General features: G+C 54.3%; 16 protein-coding genes. 5 read left to right on the top strand and 11 right to left on the bottom strand.

Annotation, left to right across the window (positions count from 1 at the left end):
* Nucleotides 1-255: 255 nt before the first annotated feature.
* Nucleotides 256-471 (top strand): hypothetical protein, encoded by a 216-nt coding sequence (locus K0H80_RS00365; protein ID WP_220072742.1) that lies wholly within the window; start codon nt 256-258, stop codon nt 469-471.
* Here the strand turns inward: K0H80_RS00365 and K0H80_RS00360 are convergent.
* Nucleotides 468-1,091 (bottom strand): HD domain-containing protein, encoded by a 624-nt coding sequence (locus tag K0H80_RS00360; RefSeq protein WP_220072741.1) that lies wholly within the window; start codon nt 1,089-1,091, stop codon nt 468-470. The two genes, K0H80_RS00365 and K0H80_RS00360, sit on opposite strands and share 4 nt — an antisense overlap.
* 99 nt (nt 1,092-1,190) lie before the next feature.
* A complete protein-coding gene (locus K0H80_RS00355) occupies nt 1,191-2,534 on the bottom strand; it encodes a coproporphyrinogen III oxidase family protein (RefSeq protein WP_011863883.1) in 1,344 nt (447 codons plus the stop codon).
* A gap of 373 nt (nt 2,535-2,907) precedes the next feature.
* On the opposite strand from K0H80_RS00355, the gene K0H80_RS00350 reads away from it, so the two are divergent.
* Nucleotides 2,908-3,429, top strand: a complete 522-nt coding sequence (locus tag K0H80_RS00350) for a hypothetical protein (RefSeq protein WP_220059542.1) — start codon at nt 2,908-2,910, stop codon at nt 3,427-3,429.
* A gap of 4 nt (nt 3,430-3,433) precedes the next feature.
* Here the strand turns inward: K0H80_RS00350 and K0H80_RS00345 are convergent, their stop codons facing one another.
* A complete protein-coding gene (locus K0H80_RS00345; RefSeq protein ID WP_220072740.1) occupies nt 3,434-4,300 on the bottom strand; it encodes an AraC family transcriptional regulator in 867 nt (288 codons plus the stop codon).
* Nucleotides 4,301-4,504: 204 nt separating this feature from the next.
* On the opposite strand from K0H80_RS00345, the gene K0H80_RS00340 reads away from it, so the two are divergent.
* Entirely contained in the window at nt 4,505-5,668 is a 1,164-nt protein-coding gene (locus tag K0H80_RS00340; RefSeq protein WP_220073882.1) for an iron-containing alcohol dehydrogenase, read from the top strand.
* Nucleotides 5,669-5,849: 181 nt separating this feature from the next.
* Nucleotides 5,850-6,953 carry a hypothetical protein gene (locus K0H80_RS00335; protein WP_220072739.1) on the top strand — a complete coding sequence of 368 codons (1,104 nt, stop codon included), beginning with the start codon at nt 5,850-5,852 and terminating at the stop codon, nt 6,951-6,953.
* A 44-nt stretch (nt 6,954-6,997) separates the two neighbouring features.
* Here the strand turns inward: K0H80_RS00335 and K0H80_RS00330 are convergent, their stop codons facing one another.
* The gene (locus K0H80_RS00330; protein WP_220072738.1) at nt 6,998-8,377 is read right to left on the bottom strand and encodes a class II fumarate hydratase; all 1,380 of its coding nucleotides are present in this window, start codon (nt 8,375-8,377) and stop codon (nt 6,998-7,000) included.
* 226 nt (nt 8,378-8,603) lie between these two features.
* Between K0H80_RS00330 and K0H80_RS00325 the strand changes: the two genes are divergently transcribed.
* Nucleotides 8,604-9,101, top strand: coding sequence for a type II secretion system protein (locus K0H80_RS00325; RefSeq protein WP_220072737.1), 498 nt, complete (start codon nt 8,604-8,606; stop codon nt 9,099-9,101).
* A 1-nt stretch (nt 9,102) separates the two neighbouring features.
* Here K0H80_RS00325 and K0H80_RS00320 read toward each other — a convergent pair whose 3' ends face one another.
* The 7 genes from K0H80_RS00320 to fdh3B (K0H80_RS00290) all read right to left on the bottom strand — a co-directional run bounded on the left by K0H80_RS00320 (nt 9,103) and on the right by fdh3B (K0H80_RS00290) (nt 16,654).
* Nucleotides 9,103-9,468, bottom strand: a complete 366-nt coding sequence (locus K0H80_RS00320) for a hypothetical protein (RefSeq protein WP_220072736.1) — start codon at nt 9,466-9,468, stop codon at nt 9,103-9,105.
* A 324-nt stretch (nt 9,469-9,792) separates the two neighbouring features.
* Entirely contained in the window at nt 9,793-10,785 is a 993-nt protein-coding gene (locus K0H80_RS00315; protein ID WP_144202365.1) for a formate dehydrogenase subunit gamma, read from the bottom strand.
* A gap of 68 nt (nt 10,786-10,853) precedes the next feature.
* Nucleotides 10,854-11,423: a formate dehydrogenase FDH3 subunit beta gene (gene fdh3B, locus K0H80_RS00310; protein WP_011863874.1), complete on the bottom strand. Its 570-nt coding sequence runs from the start codon at nt 11,421-11,423 to the stop codon at nt 10,854-10,856.
* 20 nt (nt 11,424-11,443) lie between these two features.
* Nucleotides 11,444-14,299, bottom strand: coding sequence for a molybdopterin-dependent oxidoreductase (locus K0H80_RS00305; protein ID WP_220072735.1), 2,856 nt, complete (start codon nt 14,297-14,299; stop codon nt 11,444-11,446).
* A gap of 17 nt (nt 14,300-14,316) precedes the next feature.
* Complete coding sequence (locus tag K0H80_RS00300; RefSeq protein ID WP_011863872.1) at nt 14,317-14,514, bottom strand: twin-arginine translocation signal domain-containing protein; 198 nt, start codon at nt 14,512-14,514, stop codon at nt 14,317-14,319.
* Nucleotides 14,515-15,005: 491 nt separating this feature from the next.
* Nucleotides 15,006-16,013 (bottom strand): formate dehydrogenase subunit gamma, encoded by a 1,008-nt coding sequence (locus K0H80_RS00295; protein WP_220043834.1) that lies wholly within the window; start codon nt 16,011-16,013, stop codon nt 15,006-15,008.
* A 50-nt stretch (nt 16,014-16,063) separates the two neighbouring features.
* The gene (fdh3B, locus tag K0H80_RS00290) at nt 16,064-16,654 is read right to left on the bottom strand and encodes a formate dehydrogenase FDH3 subunit beta (RefSeq protein ID WP_011863870.1); all 591 of its coding nucleotides are present in this window, start codon (nt 16,652-16,654) and stop codon (nt 16,064-16,066) included.
* Nucleotides 16,655-16,679 lie beyond the last annotated feature (25 nt).

Raw genomic sequence — 16,679 nt, 5'->3', positions numbered from 1 at the left:
ACCCTATTACCGGGTGCTCCACAAACGTCTCTTATGAGCTTTTCGACCAATGAGTGCGTAAGCGATCGCCCATATTAGCTTAGGTGATATGCGCCCTATTACCTGAGCCAACCTTGGTAATGAAATAAGTAGTTGAAAAAGTTAACAAAAACTCGTCAATCTTTCGGCTTATGAGGTTCTAGGATAAAAATCAGCCTCTACAAGCTGCCAACTTGACGTTAGGCTAACAAGCAAAAGAGGTTGTGAGGTTATTGAATGGACTCAATACTGACATTAGAAGAGCTGATGGATAAGCCCCTATGCAAGGAAGAAAAACTGCGCCGCTACCACCAGTGCCTGAGAGAATTTGAGCTGCTGGGCTACCAAGATCTCTTTATCGAACAGATACGCCAGGAGGCTCGCCAGCTCGAGCAGAAGTTGGCGCGCCGCGCCAAGGCTAACCATAAACAGGCGCCCAAGCAGCTCCCCTAGATCTCTTGCGCCAGCTGATCGAGAAAGTCCTGCATCACCCGGGTGCGATGGCGCGCCTCTTCCCTCGCTGCCGCCGTCTGCATGGTATCCGCCAGGGTAAACAGCTTCTGCGTGAAATGATCTAAGGTGTAGCGACTATCATCCGCCTCCCGCTCCCGACAGAAGGGATCTTCCGCAGCATACAGGGGCCGCCCCAAGGCGGTGCCCACCTGTAGGCAACGCACCACACCAATCGCCCCAAGCGCATCGAGCCTGTCGGCATCCTGTACTATCTTGGCTTCCAGCGTCTCGGGGGCGATACCCGCGCTGAAACTATGGGCGAGAATGGCATGGTGAATGGCGGCCAAGTACTGCTGCGGATAATCCACCTCGGCGAGGAAGGCGATCGCCTTATCGGCCGCCAGCAACGAACTCTGGCTGCGTCTTGGATCGTCTTTTGCCAGGGTGACACAATCATGCAGCCAGGCGGCTGGCACCACCACCTCGGCGCAGGCAGATTCGAGATCGCACAGGCGCTTGGCCGTCTTCACCACTCGCTTCACATGATTGAGATCGTGGGCGGCATCGGCGGGTAACTCGGCGGCGATAAACTGGGCAAACAGGGTCTCAAAGGCCTGCATGGATAGAGCTCCGACAATAAAAAAGGCCGATCTATGATCGGCCTCTTTCGCTCGGATAGCAAATGCCCCTTATATCTCGCAGGGCTACATATCACACGGCTACATGTCGCAGGGCTTAAGCGGTTTACGCAGCTGCGCCCGCACGTTGTCCATGCCTGAGTAGAACTCTTTCATCATCAACAGGCCCATCATCTTGCCGTTATCCGTGACGATCAGGTTATCGGGATCGTTCGGGTCGTTCTTGATGGCGCCGATCGCCTTCATCGAGGTCATCTCTTTAAACAGGGCCCAATCCAGGTTGACGCCGAAGGTGTCACGGAAATATTTGCGTGACAGGCGACCCGAGAACATGCCCAGCAGGAAGCGATACTGCATCACATCCTTCTGGCTGTAGTTTTTCTGCTGCTCGACGCCCATGCGACCCGAGGCGATATTCTCCTGATACTTGCGCAGGGAGAAGGTGTTCACATACAGGGTGTCGTTGAGGAAGCTGAAGGAGCCAGAACCTACGCCAAGATACTCGTCATAATCGATCACATACTCGTCGAAGCCTTCGTTGTTGGCCTTGCCAAATGCCCAGGCCGACAGCTGGTTGTACTGACCGTTAAGGCTGTTGAGGATCTGGCGGTATTGACGCGCCATATCCCCCTGAGGCGCGGCCAGCTTGCCCTTGACGCTCTTACGGGTCTGATGGGTGATCATCAAGGGATAGGTGGTGATCTGACGAGGATCCAAGCGTGAGGCCATATCCAGGTCGTGCTGAATCACCTCATCTGTCTGGCCACGGAAGCCGAAGATAAGATCCACGTTGATGATAGGAAACAGCTCCTTGGCCGCCATGATCTTATCGAAGGTCTGCTGACCCGAGCCAAACTTCTCCAGACGATCTGTCATCGCCAGTATGTCGTCGTTGAAGCTCTGCACCCCGATAGACATACGATCCACCAGGCCTTCCAGCTGTTTAAAGCCAGGGCTGTCCAGATGCTGAGGATCCGACTCGCAGGAGACCTCTTTGATGCTTGGGAACAGCTTCTTGGCAAATTCAATCGTGCGCGCCAGCTCATCTTCTAATACGGTTGTGGTGCCGCCGCCGATATACATGGACTCGAAGTCATATCCCAGCGCCTTAACCATCTCCATCTCCTTACGCAGCGAGACGAAATAGGCGCGCGCCTTCTCCTCCTTAAACAGGAAACGGTGGAAGGTGCAGAAGGAGCACAGGGTATGGCAGAAAGGCACATGGGCATAGAGCATGTACTTCTTGCCTTCGACGGGCGCCGGCATCATGGAGGCGGACTGAGTATCGAGTCGCAGATTCTTGTCGACATAATACTGCATCACTCGTTCCATCGAGCTCAGCATCCAGTTAGGGACGGTAATGTTAGCTTGGTACGGCTTAATCAATGCACCTGGCGCCGTTTGAATAATAGAAGACGAAGACATAGATATTCCTAGCTGAACCGGCCTTGAGAACAAAGCCTTTTAATAAATAAGGACTTAAAGCGATACACATCCATTTGCGGAACACAAAAGTATCACTTAAGGAATATATAAAACGTGAACTGGCTTGGAGTTACAACACCTAGCATTAGATTAGCCGAAGAATTGTTAAGCATGTCATGTTTTAGGAAATGTTGAATAAATGTGATCGCCCATTTTGACCCAATAGAGGCAAAGAGATGACGCAACGAGTGGCTAGCAAGCATCGACCTGTTGCGGCGAGAAATTAAATAGCGTAGGTTAAATAGTTAATAAAAATAATGATATAGACTCCGGCTGTTTCAGTGGAGCACAATTCGACACAAGGACGTTAAAAATGAAATGGAATCTATTGGTTTCGGTGCTGCTCACCGCATCGCTGGCACTCTTTGGCTATGTGAAATACACAGAACTCGCGGCCAACAACCTCGCCAACACCCAAGGACTCTCCGCCCTGAGCAAACAGATCGCCGAAACCGGCAGCATCATACCTGCCAAGACGGTGGCCTATTTCGATCTAGCCGCTTGCCCCGAGGGGTGGCAGCCCTATACCGAGGGGCGTGGTCGCTTTACCTTAGCCGTGAATCATCAGGAGAATGCGCTGTCGGTACGCAAGCTCAATGACAAAGGCGGCGAAGAGAAACATAAACTGACACTCGCCGAGCTACCCAAGCACACCCACGTCTATGACGACTGGTACTACTATGATTCGGGCGACGAACCGGAATACGCGACAGGCGAAGGGGACGATGTGGGCATGCGCCAACATCAGAAGCGTCGCACCGAACCCGAAGGCCACAGCGTCGCCCACAACAATATGCCGCCTTTCGTCGTGCTATTGCAGTGCATCAAGCAATAGAACTCTACCTGGCACATTCCCCCGGACTGTGGCTGAAGTAACGTTTGAACTCACGGCTAAACTGGGCCGGGCTCTCGTAGCCCACCTCGATGGCGGCCTGCTTCACCTTCACCCCGGGGCGCTGCAACAGCTCCTTGGCCTTGTTCAGGCGCACCTTCTTCAGGTACTGGATCGGCGATGAGGCAGTCACCTCCTTGAAGCAGCGATGAAACGCCGAGGGGCTCATGTTCACCAGGGCGGCAAGCTGATCCACCTCAATACTGGCGGCATAGTGTTTATGCAGGTAGCTTAGTGCCTTATCGATGCGCGACAATCTAGTATGACTCAGCGCCAGGGCATAGAGAGGCGCCGCGTTGGGCAAAGCCAGCAGGCGATATAGGATCTCCAGCACCATGGCTTCACCCAGCGCCTCGGCCTCCAGCGGCGATTGCAATGCCTGCAGCAGACGATGAATGCTGCACTCTATCGCCTCGCCGGTCGGGGCGATGAAATAGCCGGGCAGTCGCGACTCGCTCAGTGCCTGGGGCACCCTGTAATGGTTGTCCATGATAGGAATGAGACGATTAAGCTGCGCCAGATCGATATCTATCATCATCACCAGCACTGGCTCCTCCTTGCTGGCGAAGGTCTCACACTCCACCGGCATGGGCACTGTCATCACCAGGGTGTTCTGGGGATCATAGTCGAACACCCTGTTATCCAGATAGATACGCTTCTTGCCCTGCCCCACTATCATGATCCCCTGGGAGTAACACAAGGGGCCGCGGGCACCGTAGGCGGAGCAGCGAAATAGCTTGATACCTGGCAATACGCTGTCGTTCATCCCCTCATCTGGGGCCAGCTCAGACATCAACTCGGCAATACTCTTCACACTTCACCTCTTGGGACAGGATAAGGATTCAACTGATGGCGATAATATCACCCAAGCAGAAAAAGGCATCAAAATTTATCAAATTCATGCCTTTTAAACTCAATAAAGCAGAAATAGGCAAGAGTCGTGCAGCAATAGGTATTTAAAACTCGCGCCAAGAGACTAGTATGTGCAGCATATTATTAGGTGACACAAGGTATCCCCATGCTTAACTTCGATTATCGCAATCCCACACAGATCGTCTTCGGTAAAGACCGCCTGGCCGAGCTAGACAAGCTGATCCCCGCCGGCGCCCGCGTCATGGTGACCTATGGCGGCGGCAGCGTGAAACGCTTCGGCACCCTGGACAAGGTACTCAGCGCCCTGGGCGATCGCACCGTCGTCGAATTCGGCGGCATCGAAGCCAACCCACAGTATGAGACCCTGGCCAAGGCGGCCAAACTGGCAAGAGAGGAGTCTATCGACTTCTTGCTAGCGGTCGGTGGCGGCTCGGTGATGGATGGCACCAAGTTCATCGCCCTGGCGACACGCTTCGAGGGTGACAGCGCCAGCCTGCTGTTCCACGGTTTCGCCCCTGTGCCGGTAGAGGCGGATCAGGTCTTGCCATTGGGCACCATAGCCACGCTGCCTGCCACGGGCTCAGAGATGAACGCCTTCGGCGTAGTCAGCTATAACGGAGGCAAGTTCCCGGTTAACCATCCCAGCATCTACCCCACCTTCTCGCTGCTGGATCCGACCCTGACCTTCACCCTGCCAAAGATTCAGGTGGCTAACGGTGTGGTCGACGCCTTCGTCCACGTGCTAGAGCAGTATGCCACCTATCCGGTAGATGGCCGGGTACAGGACAGAACCGCCGAAGGCATAATGCGCACCCTGATCGAGATTGGCCCCATCACACTGGAAGAGCCGGAAAACTACAACGCCCGCGCCAACCTGATGTGGAGTGCCACCTCGGCCCTCAACGGCATGATAGGTGCCGGCGTGCCGTTTGACTGGACGACCCATATGATTGGTCACGAGCTGACAGCCCAGTTTGGCATCGACCACGCCCAGACCCTGGCCGCCGTGTTGCCGTCTGTCTGGCGCGTACGCAAGACCCAGAAGCACGCCAAGCTGCTGCAATACGCCGAGCGCGTGTGGGACCTCACAGAGGGCGACGAAGCCAGCCGCGTCGACTTGGCGATCGACAAGACGGAGCAGTTCTTCCAACAACTTGGCCTCAAGACCCGCCTGCGCGACTATGATATCGCCCAGGAGCAGATTGACGACATAGTCGCGGCGCTTGAAGCCCACGGCATGACCGCCCTGTCAGAATCAAGCGATCTCGGCCTGGATATCAGCCGCGAGATCCTGCAGCTGGCCTGGTAAGGCGCAAAACAGCACACGATAAAGGCATCCTCAGGGATGCCTTTTTTTTATGCCGCCTCCAGCAGCAACTCCTCCCAGCAATTCCTCTCCCATTCCGGTCGACTGACAAAGCGATACAAACTGCTGACAGTAATCACCAGTGGCCCTTATTACACTGATATTTTTATCGCAGGAGACCGCCATGCCACGCTTTATCCTACCCCTGCTGCTGGTGTTCAGCAGTCTACTGGGCTGTAACGCCGACCAACCCAGAGTGGAGCCGCCACTGGCTAACTTCACCTTTAGCGAGGCGAAACTCGAGGCGCTGATCCAGGAACGCGAACCGATATTCTCATCGATTCAACTCGAGTACCAACACACCCACTACGATAGGCTGGAATACGCCGACATCTTCGTCGACACCCAGAAACAGGTTCCATATCTGCTGCTGGCACTCAGCAGCGAGAAGGGTCATAGCCTCACCTTAGGGATCAAGTTTGACGAGTGGCAGCTGCTGGATTGTCAGATCTTTTCCGGCCCCCACCGCATCGACAGCTTCGACTGCTCTGACGCCAAACGACTAACACAGGATGGCAAGAGCATCTTCGAGCTGCGCACCCGCGAGAAGCAGCAATACCTGCACCTTAGCTTTGTCAGCGACTGGCTGGAGTACGCCTCCTCGATAGGCTCGACCCTCTTCTCGCCTCGGGAAGATGACACGGGTATTGAGATCCTCACCAGCAACTATTTCGAGCCGCTGATCAACAACCAGTGGTGCACGGCGGACTGCGACAACCCAGCTAGCTCGACCCTGGGGGTCACCAGCTATCAGGCGCTTAAACGCCTGGTGGATCATTACCCTAAGAGGAAGAAGGTGCTGGTGTTCGATAACTTTGTCGGCGGCTCCGCCGACGATGAGGTCAACATGTATACCGGCTTGCTGATCCGCGAGCAGGGGCTGGATACCAAGGTCAGCCGCGCGGGACGTGTCTTCTCCGGCGCCACGGATCTGTTTGCCGCCGGGGTAAGGCGCACCCTGGAGCTGCAAGATACCAAGTTTAGTGTCGCTGGAAACCAACAGGTTGGCGTGCACAGCTGGAGCGACGGCGAGCTTGGCCGGGATGCCACCGAGATCTCCTACAGCGACGCCGCCCACCGTAGTCAGGCGACCTACTTCAGCCGCATGTTGGGCAAACAGGGGATCCCCTTCTATCTGTTTACCCTCACCTCGGCGCCATCTGAAGGCGCACACTGGATGACGCAACAGGAGATGGCGCGCTATCGGCTCACCACAGAGATCCGCTGACGGGCACGCTGGGCTATGCTGCCATCGCTTGACGGCATCGGCCTCTACGCCAGGCCGCCATGGGTCAGGCGTTCGGGATCCAGCAGACGCCTGAGCTCCTCCTCGCTAAGGTCGGTGAGCTCCATGGCGACCTCGAGTATGGGCCTCTGCTCCTGATAGGCCTGCTTGACTATCTTAGCGGCCTGCACATAGCCGACCCTGGGGCTTAGTGCGGTAACCAGTATGGGATTGCGATGCAGGGAGTCGGCTATCTTGCCTCGATTCACCACGAAACTCGCAATCGCCTTGTCCGCCAACAGGCGCGAGACATTGCTGAGGATCTCTATGCTCTCTAGCAGGTTAACCGCGATCAGCGGCTGCATCACGTTGAGCTCGAAGTTACCGGACTGACCGGCGATGGTGATCGCCATATCCTTGCCCATCACCTGGGCCGCCACCATACAGGCGGATTCGGGGATCACTGGGTTGACCTTGCCCGGCATGATGGAAGATCCCGGCTGCAAAGGTTGCAGGCTAATCTCACCCAGACCCGCCAGTGGGCCGGAGTTCATCCAGCGCAGGTCGTTGCTGATCTTCATGATGGCCACCGCCAGCGTCTTCAGCTGGCCCGAGAGAGCGACGGCGGTATCATGGCTCGCCATGCGGCTAAACAGATTATCCGCCGGACGAAACTGGGTGCGGGTCAGGGCGCTGAGTCTCTCGCAGAACAGCCGGGAGAACTCCTCGTGGGTGTTGACCCCAGTTCCCACCGCCGTGCCGCCCACGGGCAGCTGGGCCAGGGCGTCGCCCTGGCTGGCGATCCGCTCGCGGCAATCATCGATCTGACTCGCCCAGCCCCCCAACACCTGATCGAAACGCACCGGCATGGCATCCATCAGGTGGGTTCGCCCCGTCTTGGTGACATCGGCCAGCTGCTGCGCCTTAGTGGCGATGGTCTGCGACAGCAGGGTTAGCGAGGGGAGCAGCGACTGTTCAACCGCCAGCAAGGCGCTGATATGGATAGCGCTGGGAATGATGTCGTTGCTGCTCTGCCCCAGGTTGATCACATCGTTGGGATGCACCGCCTGGCCCAGGCTCTTCGAGACCAGAGTCGCGAGCACCTCGTTGGCGTTCATGTTGCTGCTGGTGCCCGAGCCGGTCTGAAACATGTCGATGGGGAAATGACGCATCATCTGGGGATTCGCCAGCAGCTCCTGCACCGCCTGGGCGACCGCCGGGGCAATATTGGGCGGCAACAGCCTAAGCGCCACGTTGGCCTCGGCGGCGGCGAGCTTAGCCAGCAACAAGGCACGGATGAAGCTGCGGGGCATGGGACGACCGCTCACAGGAAAGTTCTTGATCGCCCGCGCCGTCTGCGCGCCGTAGAGGGCATCGGCGGGAATATTGAGGTCGCCCATGCTGTCGCTTACCGCTTTACTCTCCATCTCTCTCTCCTGCTTATTGAGACTAGCTTGATCTTAGGTCAAATACTGCCGGGTCGCGACCCGGCAACACGGCGCAAACCTGGCCGCAACAGCTAGCAAACAACCCATTATTATTCAATGTGTTATTGCAAGAAGTGATGCTGTTTCGCTTGCAAATGTCTCCCAAGCAGTTAGGCTGCCTCCACTTTATTTAATGCTAAGCGTTAACCTGTAGATGCGAGTAACCATGAGACATAAAGGAGCCTCTGGCTTTACCCTGATAGAGATGGTGGTGGTGATCATCATACTGGCCATTCTCAGCGTAGCGGCCGCCAGCAGGTGGATAAGCCTGACGCGAGAGGCGAGGATCGCCCAGCTCAAGCAGCTCGAGGCCTCGGTGCAGGCCGCGAATCAACTTGTCTATGCCCGCTCGGCCATCCTGGGGCTAGAGAAACAGCCTAAGGCCAGCTTCTTCCTCAACCCAGGCGACAGCCAAAAAATCCAGGTGAGATATGGCAACCCGGTATGGGGCGGCGATGCGGTAACTCAGCTGCTAACGGTCACCATGAGTGAATGGTTCTACGGCGGGCGCTGGACGGTGGAAGATATCGAGCTGCGCATCGGCGATCGCAGCCTGTATAAGACCCCGGGGGATCTCATGGCAGACGGCGCCCTCGCCTGCTATCTGAGGGTCGACACGACTGCCGATAGCGTGGCCACCAAAATCATGGACAACGACTGTTAAGTCAGTCACCTACCCTGTTGATGAGAAAGCTAAATGTCTGGTCGCCAAAGGTGAGCAAGGCGGCCTTGTCCAGGTCGACTATCGCCTGTGATTCTGTCTCATAGCCCTCGCCGCTCAGGCTAAAATCCACCAACACCTGAGCTGCATCGTGTGGCGTAACCTTAACGCTGAACTGGTACTTATCCGCCAGCATCACCCGCTCGGCCTCGGCCTTATCAATCATTAGCGTCGGCGCGCCAAGCACCTCGCCCTGCAGGCTGACCTCCGAGGTCACTCGAAAGGTATCGGCAAGGCTGCTAAAGCTCACACTTAAACTCAAACTAACACTCAGACTCAGGGCGAGCGCCATCAAGATCCTTCTGATCATATTCAGCTCCTTTATGGTGAAATTGCTTTCCTCACAACTTAGTGGCTTTGCGGTTATTGTCAACATTCTCAATGACTAATATTTCTACAGGTTAATGTTGCTAAAAGCTACTCTAGCTAGCAGCTACTATCACTGACAGCTACAGGCATTAAACCACTTACATTAAACGACAGGCATTAAACGACAGGCATTAAACCACTTACATTAAACGACAGGCATTAAACAGCAGGCATTAAACAGCAGGCATAAAAAAACACCCCGCCGGCAACCCGGTGAGGTGTTTTTTCATGGTAACAGGAAACGCTGATACGCGCGGCGAACGCCTTACGCTTTGTACTTCAGCGTGCCGTTAGCCTTGATCTCGTCATACCAAAGGTTGTGATGTTGGGTCGCCCAGTTTTCATCACAGTAGCCCGACACCATACACTCCATACCACCTTCTGACATCACGGTCGCCATGAAGATGTGAACGATAGAGAAGGCGCAGATAACGATGGCACTGACAGAGTGAAGTACCAGGGCGATCAGGCTCAGGGTGCGGCTAGGCTCGAACAGGTTCGGGAACAGCAGCAACATGCCAGAGGCCGAGATGATCAGGCCGAACAGGGCAAAAGCCCAGAACCACATCTTCTCACCGGCGTTGGCAAAGCCTGCATCCGGGTGCTTACCCTTGAAGGGACCGAAGTTGATGTAACCACCAACCACCAGGAACCATTTAACATCATACATCTTAGGCAGCTGATTCTTAGCCCACAGCGTGGTCATCAGTGCCCAACCAATCATGAAGGGGATAGCCATGTAGTCGTGGATCTGCTTAGCGCCATAGACCAGACCGGCCCAGAAGCCTTCACCCAGGTATGGCTGGAAGAAGAAACGTCCCGCCAACAGGGTCAGACCCGTGAGGATCAGTAGCAGACAAGGGATCGCCCCCAGCCAGTGGATAGAGACATCAAATTTCGACCAGCGATACACCATCTTGCCCGAGAAGCCATGATGCAACTTGGAGATGCCGTTCACCTTGATGAACAGCACGAAGATGATGATCATGCCAAACAGCGCCGCCATCAGGGCTGGTGCCAGCCAGTCGCTGCGAAGCTCGAGAACCCGCAGATCATAGCTGTTGATTGGCTGGTTGTGGAACTGACCGTGAGAGGTAGTGTATCCGGTGGCACCCGCCTGAATCTCAGACCAAATCTGCCCCTCGGTGGCAGCATGGGTATGGTCGGTCGCATCGCCATGGGCGAACGACAGGGCACTGAAGGTGGTACCTATCACTAGCGCTAAGATCACGCTAAATTGTTTGAACCATTTGTTCATATTACATCCTTATCGTCCACACCGGGCGAGCCAGGTGTGGATTGTTGTGGCCTTATACAAGCTGGGGATTAACCCCAAATCGCATTTTTCGAACCACGGTATGCAACACGCTCGCGGAAGATGTTTGAGATAACCTCAGCATCACCAGCAAGTAGCGACTTAGTCGCACACAGCTCGGCACACATAGGCAGCTTGCCTTCGGCAATACGGTTAGAACCGTACTTCTGACGCTCTGCATCTGAGTGATTCTCTTCAGGACCACCGGCACAGAAGGTACACTTGTCCATCTTGCCGCGGCTGCCAAAGGCGCCCTTCTTAGGGAACTGAGGCGCGCCAAACGGACAGGCGTACAGACAGTAGCCACAACCGATACAGGTGTCTTTGTTGTGCAGCGTCAGACCATCTTCCGTCTTGTAGAAGCAGTTAGCCGGACAAACCGCCTGACAAGGGGCATCGGTACAGTGCATACAAGCCACAGAGATAGAGGCTTCGCCTGGCTGACCGTCGTTGATGGTCACCACGCGGCGACGTTGAATACCCCACTCCAGCGCAGAGTCGTTTTCGTTCTTACATGCCGTGACACAGCCGTTACATTCGATGCAGCGCTTGGTATCACATAAAAATTTCATTGTAGCCATATTGGCAAATCTCCCGATACTTAAGCTTTAGTGATCTGACAAAGCGACGCTTTGGTCTCTTGCATCTGCGTGACAGGGTCATAACCATAGGTCAATGCCGTGTTCGCAGACTCACCAATCACATAAGGCACAGTACCTTCTGGATAGTTATTCTCTAGGCTCTCACCGTGCATCACACCGGCGAAGTGGTATGGCATCCAGGTAACACCTTGCTTAACGCGAGGGGTAACCATAGCCTTGATCTTGATGCGGCCGCCCTCGGCGCCTTCTAGCCATACGGTATCGCCGTTGCGGATACCACGATCGGCGGCATCGCCTGGGTGGATCTCAACAAACATCTCTTGTTGCAGCTCGGCCAGCCATGGGTTAGAGCGAGATTCTTCACCACCACCCTCGTACTCAACCAGACGACCAGAAGTCAGACCCAGTGGGTACTTAGTTGCCGTGTCTTTCTCTTGGATAGACTTGTACAGCGTTGGTAGACGATGTACCTGCATGTCGTCGTAGGTTGGGTACTTAGACACGAGATCGCGACGTGGTGTGTACAGCGGCTCGCGGTGCACAGGCACTTGATCCGGGAAGGTCCACACGATACAACGCGCCTTAGCGTTACCAAATGGAATACAGCCGTGCTTCATGGCCACACGCTGGATACCGCCAGAAAGGTCGGTCTTCCAGTTCTTGCCTTCGGCTTCTGCCTTCTCTTCGGCGGTCAGATCATCCCACCAGCCCAGTTGCTTGAGCAGCTTGTCGCTGAACTCTGGGTAACCGTCTTGGATCTCGCTGCCCTTAGAGAAGCTGCCTTCGGCCAGCAGGTTCTTGCCTTGGTATTCGACGCCATAACGGGCACGGAAGTTACCACCGCCCTGCAGCACGTGCTTGCTTGTGTTGTAGAGAATCTGGGTACCAGGGTGCTTCTGCTCTGGTGTGCCCCAACATGGCCATGGCAGACCATAGGTTTCGCCCTTGGCTGGACCGCCTTCTGCTTCAAGCGTCTTGTTGCTGAAGGTGCCCCAGTTTTGGGTGTGCAGCTTCAGACGCTCAGGGCTCTGGCCAGACATACCGATAGTCCACATACCGCGGTTGATCTCGCGGGTGATGTCTTCGATCACTAGCATGTCTTTGGCATCTTTAGCGATGCGCTTAGTGTATTCCTTGTCGAAACCGAGTTTCTGCGACAGGCGATACATGATCTCGATATCTGTCTTAGATTCGAATAGTGGCTCGATCACCTTCTCACGCCACTGCTGGCTACGGCCAGAGTTTGATACCGAACCTTCGGTCTCGAACTGAGTCGCCGCAGGTAGTAGGTAGACACCATTCTTACGACGGTGCATGACACCCGCCATAGTTGGGAATGGATCCACAACCACTACTGTGTCCATCTTATCCAGGGCGTCACGCACCTCGCGCTGACGGGTTTCTGTGTTAACAGATTGACCCCAGAAGAAGGCCATGCGCACGCGATCTTTCTGCGCCAGCTTCTCAGGCGTCTCTAATACGCCGTCGTGCCAACGAGAACATGGAATACCAGGAGTGTTCATTGGGATGCGACCCAGGTATTCGTTCTGATCGAAACGACCCTTAACCCAGTCGAAGTCCAAGTCCCAAACGTGTGACCAGTGCTTCCAAGAACCTGTCTTGAGGCCATAGTAGCCAGGCAGGGTATCGAATAGCAGACCTAAGTCGGTTGCGCCCTGTACGTTATCGTGACCACGGAAGATGTTAGTACCGCCGCCAGATACGCCCATGTTGCCCAGAGCCAGCTGCAGGATACAGTAGGCACGGGTGTTGGCGTTACCAACGTGGTGCTGGGTACCACCCATACACCAAACCACAGTACCAGGACGGTTTTCCGCCATCAGCTTAGCCGCTTGGTAAACCTGCTCTTCACTCACGCCTGTGATGTTGGCCACTTCTTGTGGTGGGAACTTCTTCACCTCTTCGCGGATAGTGTCCATCTCGAACACGCGCTGCTGGATGAAAGTCTTGTCTTCCCAGCCATTTTCGAAGATGTGCCACAACATACCGTAGATGAACGGAATATCGGTACCAGGACGCAGTGCACAGTGCAGATCAGAGTGAGCCGCGGTGCGAGAGAAACGTGGGTCAACCACGATGATCTTGGCGTTGTTCTTCTCTTTGGCGATCAGAATATGCTGCATGGCAACAGGGTGTGCCTCGGCAGGGTTTGAACCGATGAAGAAGATCGCGTTCGCATTCTGAATGTCGTTGAAAGAGTTGGTTTGCGCACCATAACCCCAGGTGTTAGCAACACCGGCTACAGTGGTAGAGTGACAGATACGTGCCGAGTGGTCGACGTTGTTGGTACCCCACATGGCCGCAAATTTACGGTACATGTAGCAGCCTTCGTTAGAGAACTTGGCGCTACCCATGAAGTAGAGTGAATCTGGGCCCGACTCTTGACGGATGCTCTGCATCTTGTCGCCGACTTCGTTGAAGGCCTGCTCCCAAGAGAGCTTCTTCCACTTACCGTCGACCAGCTTCATTGGGTACTTAAGACGCTTCTCGCCGTGACCATGTTCACGCAGTGCAGCACCTTTGGCACAGTGACCACCGGCATTGAATGGGTGATCGAATGCTGGTTCCTGACCCGTCCAGACACCGTTTTGGACTTCGGCATATAGACCACAACCCACGGCACATGCGCTACATACGGTACGCTTGATCTCGATAGGGGCATCGTGTGGAATATCTTTCGCTTCGGCGCGGCGCATCATGCCGGTACCGAGAAGAGAGGCTGCTGCGATACCACCGGTTGTGATACCCGCATGCTTCATGAATTGACGACGGCTGATGCCTAAGCTTGGCTTAGCCGCGGCGACTGCCTCATTTGTTTTGCGCGTTAACTTCATCGCTCAAATTCTCCTAATTAGCTACGCAAGCTATTGTAATAACTGCGGATATGTGCAGTTTCATGGTAGCCATCGGCATGTTTTTCTTGAGATTTACTTTCGGTTGCATTGGCAACACTCACACCACTCGCGGCGATGGCCACACCGGCCGTACCACCTATAGTGAGTGCTTTCAGCAAAGATCTGCGATTCAGATCGGGCTGTTGCTTCTTCATTCTTGCTCCTAGTGGATTAGGAAGTTTCGATTGGTAGGGATGATTTATTCAAAACCGCCATCGGCACCTTGGTTAAGGCAATGTTATTCACAGGTGGCGGTTTAGTAAAAATGCTATGTTTTTTAAAAACATCCGATTAATTGCCGTTGCAATATAGGTAAGAAGCGAGGCAGAGATATTGATCTAAACAGGGGTCAATAAGCGGAAAAAATGAATAAATGGCCAAAATGTTAAGCCAGTCATACTTTAGCCAATACACTTTGCTGGCAATCCCTAAAAATAGCTAAAACCGGGATCCAGTAGATGTAATGAAGTTGTTGTTATTGAAAATAAAAAGCGCGTACAAAAAACAGCCAAAGGTGATCTGGATCCGCTAAAATCCTCAACCTTTAACCATAAAAAAACACCCCGCCTAATACCTAGGTGGGGTGCTTCATTAATGCGCTTTTATTCAATAACGCGTCTGCGTTTTGAGTCTAGTCGCTGTAGGTCTAGTCCCTGTAAGTCAGGGTACCATTATCTTTGATCTCATCGTACCAAAGGTTGTGATGCTGTACTGCCCAGTTCTCATCACAGTAACCCGACTTCATGCACTCCATACCACCTTCACTCAGTACCGTCGCCATCCAGATGTGGACGATGGTAAAGGCGATGATGATTATGGCGCTGAGGCCGTGAACCAGCAGTGCCGCCATAGAGGCTTCACGTGGCAGTTCCAGGCCCGGCATCACCAGCATGATACCGGATACCGCGATAAACAGACCGAACAGGGTTAGCGTCCAGAACCACATCTTCTCACCGGCGTTGGCGAAGCCGCTGTCTGGGTGCTTGCCCTTGAAGGGTCCGAAGTTGATGTAGCCACCAACCACCAGGAACCACTTAAGGTCATACAGCTTAAATGTCTGCAACGGCATCCATTTAACCACACAGATAGCCCAGGCCACGATGAACAAGGGACCCGCGTAATCGTGGATCGTCTTGCTGCCGTAGATCAGCGAACCCCAAATGCCTGTGCCCACATAGGGTTGTAGCACATGCTTACCCAACATGATGTTAAGACCGGTAAAGATCAACGCCAGGCAGGAAAGCGCCATCACCCAGTGAATCCAAAGATCGGCCTTGCTCCAGCGCAATACCATCTTGCCAGAGAAACCATGACTTAGCTTTGAAGGGCCATTCACCAGGTAGAAGATCAAGAAAGCACCGAACACACCGCAAACGGCCAGCGCCATCACTGGGGTGAGATAGTCGTTCTTAACGTTAGTGCCTTCGATTGCCGACACGTTAATCATGACCCCACCCTCAGCGCCTTTGGCTGTGGTGTATCCCTTGTCTCCTGACTTCACGGCTCGCCATAGCTCAGCGTCGCTGGTATTTGCCATCTGTTGACTGGTCTGTTCGTCAACGGCATAGGCTGACGTCGTCAAGCCCAAGCCCATTGCCAAGACCAATGGCAATAACAACACAGTGAATAGGCTGCGCAGTGATTTTAATAACATAGTCACTCCTTTACAGACCGTAAGCCCGAAGGCTTACGGTACTATTCACTTTAAACGCCAGTCTTAGGGGTGTAGCCCCAGATCGCATTAGGGTTACCACGGGCCGCAATACGCTCACGGTAGATGTTGGAAACCACTTCCGCATCACCGGCGAGCAGTGCCTTGGTTGAACAAAGCTCGGCACACATAGGTAACTTACCCTCGGCCAGACGGTTAGCGCCATACTTCTTACGCTCGGCTTCGGAGAAGGTCTCTTCTGGGCCACCGGCACAGAAAGTACACTTGTCCATCTTGCCGCGGCTGCCAAAGGTGCTCTTCTTAGGGAACTGAGGCGCACCGAATGGGCAGGCGTATAGGCAGTAACCACAACCGATACAGGTATCTTTGTTGTGTAGTGTTAGGCCATCTTCCGTCTTGTAGAAGCAGTTTGCTGGGCAAACGGCCTGACAAGGGGCGTCGGTACAGTGCATACAAGCCACAGAGATCGAGGCTTCACCAGGTTGACCATCGTTGATGGTCACGACGCGACGGCGTTGGATACCCCACTCGAGAGCGGAATCGTTTTCGTTCTTACATGCTGTGACGCAACCGTTACACTCGATGCAGCGTTTGGTGTCACATAGAAATTTCATGACTGCCATAATGGCTTATCTCCTCATCAAGTTC

Origin of the sequence: Shewanella aegiceratis (genome assembly GCF_019457495.1) — a bacterium.
GTDB classification, from domain to species: Bacteria; Pseudomonadota; Gammaproteobacteria; order Enterobacterales; family Shewanellaceae; genus Shewanella; species Shewanella loihica.
The sequence above is the reverse complement of the archived record's forward strand: the minus strand, read 5'-3'. Positions and strand labels throughout refer to the sequence as shown.

Coding starts and splice junctions, on each gene's coding strand:
- K0H80_RS00360 (WP_220072741.1), bottom strand. CDS start 1,091: ATGCAGGCCTTTGAGACCCTGTTTGCCCAGTTTATCGCCGCCGAGTTA.
- K0H80_RS00325 (WP_220072737.1), top strand. CDS start 8,604: ATGAGACATAAAGGAGCCTCTGGCTTTACCCTGATAGAGATGGTGGTG.
- K0H80_RS00365 (WP_220072742.1), top strand. CDS start 256: ATGGACTCAATACTGACATTAGAAGAGCTGATGGATAAGCCCCTATGC.
- fdh3B (WP_011863870.1), bottom strand. CDS start 16,654: ATGGCAGTCATGAAATTTCTATGTGACACCAAACGCTGCATCGAGTGT.
- K0H80_RS00315 (WP_144202365.1), bottom strand. CDS start 10,785: ATGAACAAATGGTTCAAACAATTTAGCGTGATCTTAGCGCTAGTGATA.
- K0H80_RS00330 (WP_220072738.1), bottom strand. CDS start 8,377: ATGGAGAGTAAAGCGGTAAGCGACAGCATGGGCGACCTCAATATTCCC.
- K0H80_RS00355 (WP_011863883.1), bottom strand. CDS start 2,534: ATGTCTTCGTCTTCTATTATTCAAACGGCGCCAGGTGCATTGATTAAG.
- K0H80_RS00350 (WP_220059542.1), top strand. CDS start 2,908: ATGAAATGGAATCTATTGGTTTCGGTGCTGCTCACCGCATCGCTGGCA.
- K0H80_RS00340 (WP_220073882.1), top strand. CDS start 4,505: ATGCTTAACTTCGATTATCGCAATCCCACACAGATCGTCTTCGGTAAA.
- K0H80_RS00335 (WP_220072739.1), top strand. CDS start 5,850: ATGCCACGCTTTATCCTACCCCTGCTGCTGGTGTTCAGCAGTCTACTG.
- K0H80_RS00305 (WP_220072735.1), bottom strand. CDS start 14,299: ATGAAGTTAACGCGCAAAACAAATGAGGCAGTCGCCGCGGCTAAGCCA.
- fdh3B (WP_011863874.1), bottom strand. CDS start 11,423: ATGGCTACAATGAAATTTTTATGTGATACCAAGCGCTGCATCGAATGT.
- K0H80_RS00320 (WP_220072736.1), bottom strand. CDS start 9,468: ATGATCAGAAGGATCTTGATGGCGCTCGCCCTGAGTCTGAGTGTTAGT.
- K0H80_RS00300 (WP_011863872.1), bottom strand. CDS start 14,514: ATGAAGAAGCAACAGCCCGATCTGAATCGCAGATCTTTGCTGAAAGCA.
- K0H80_RS00295 (WP_220043834.1), bottom strand. CDS start 16,013: ATGTTATTAAAATCACTGCGCAGCCTATTCACTGTGTTGTTATTGCCA.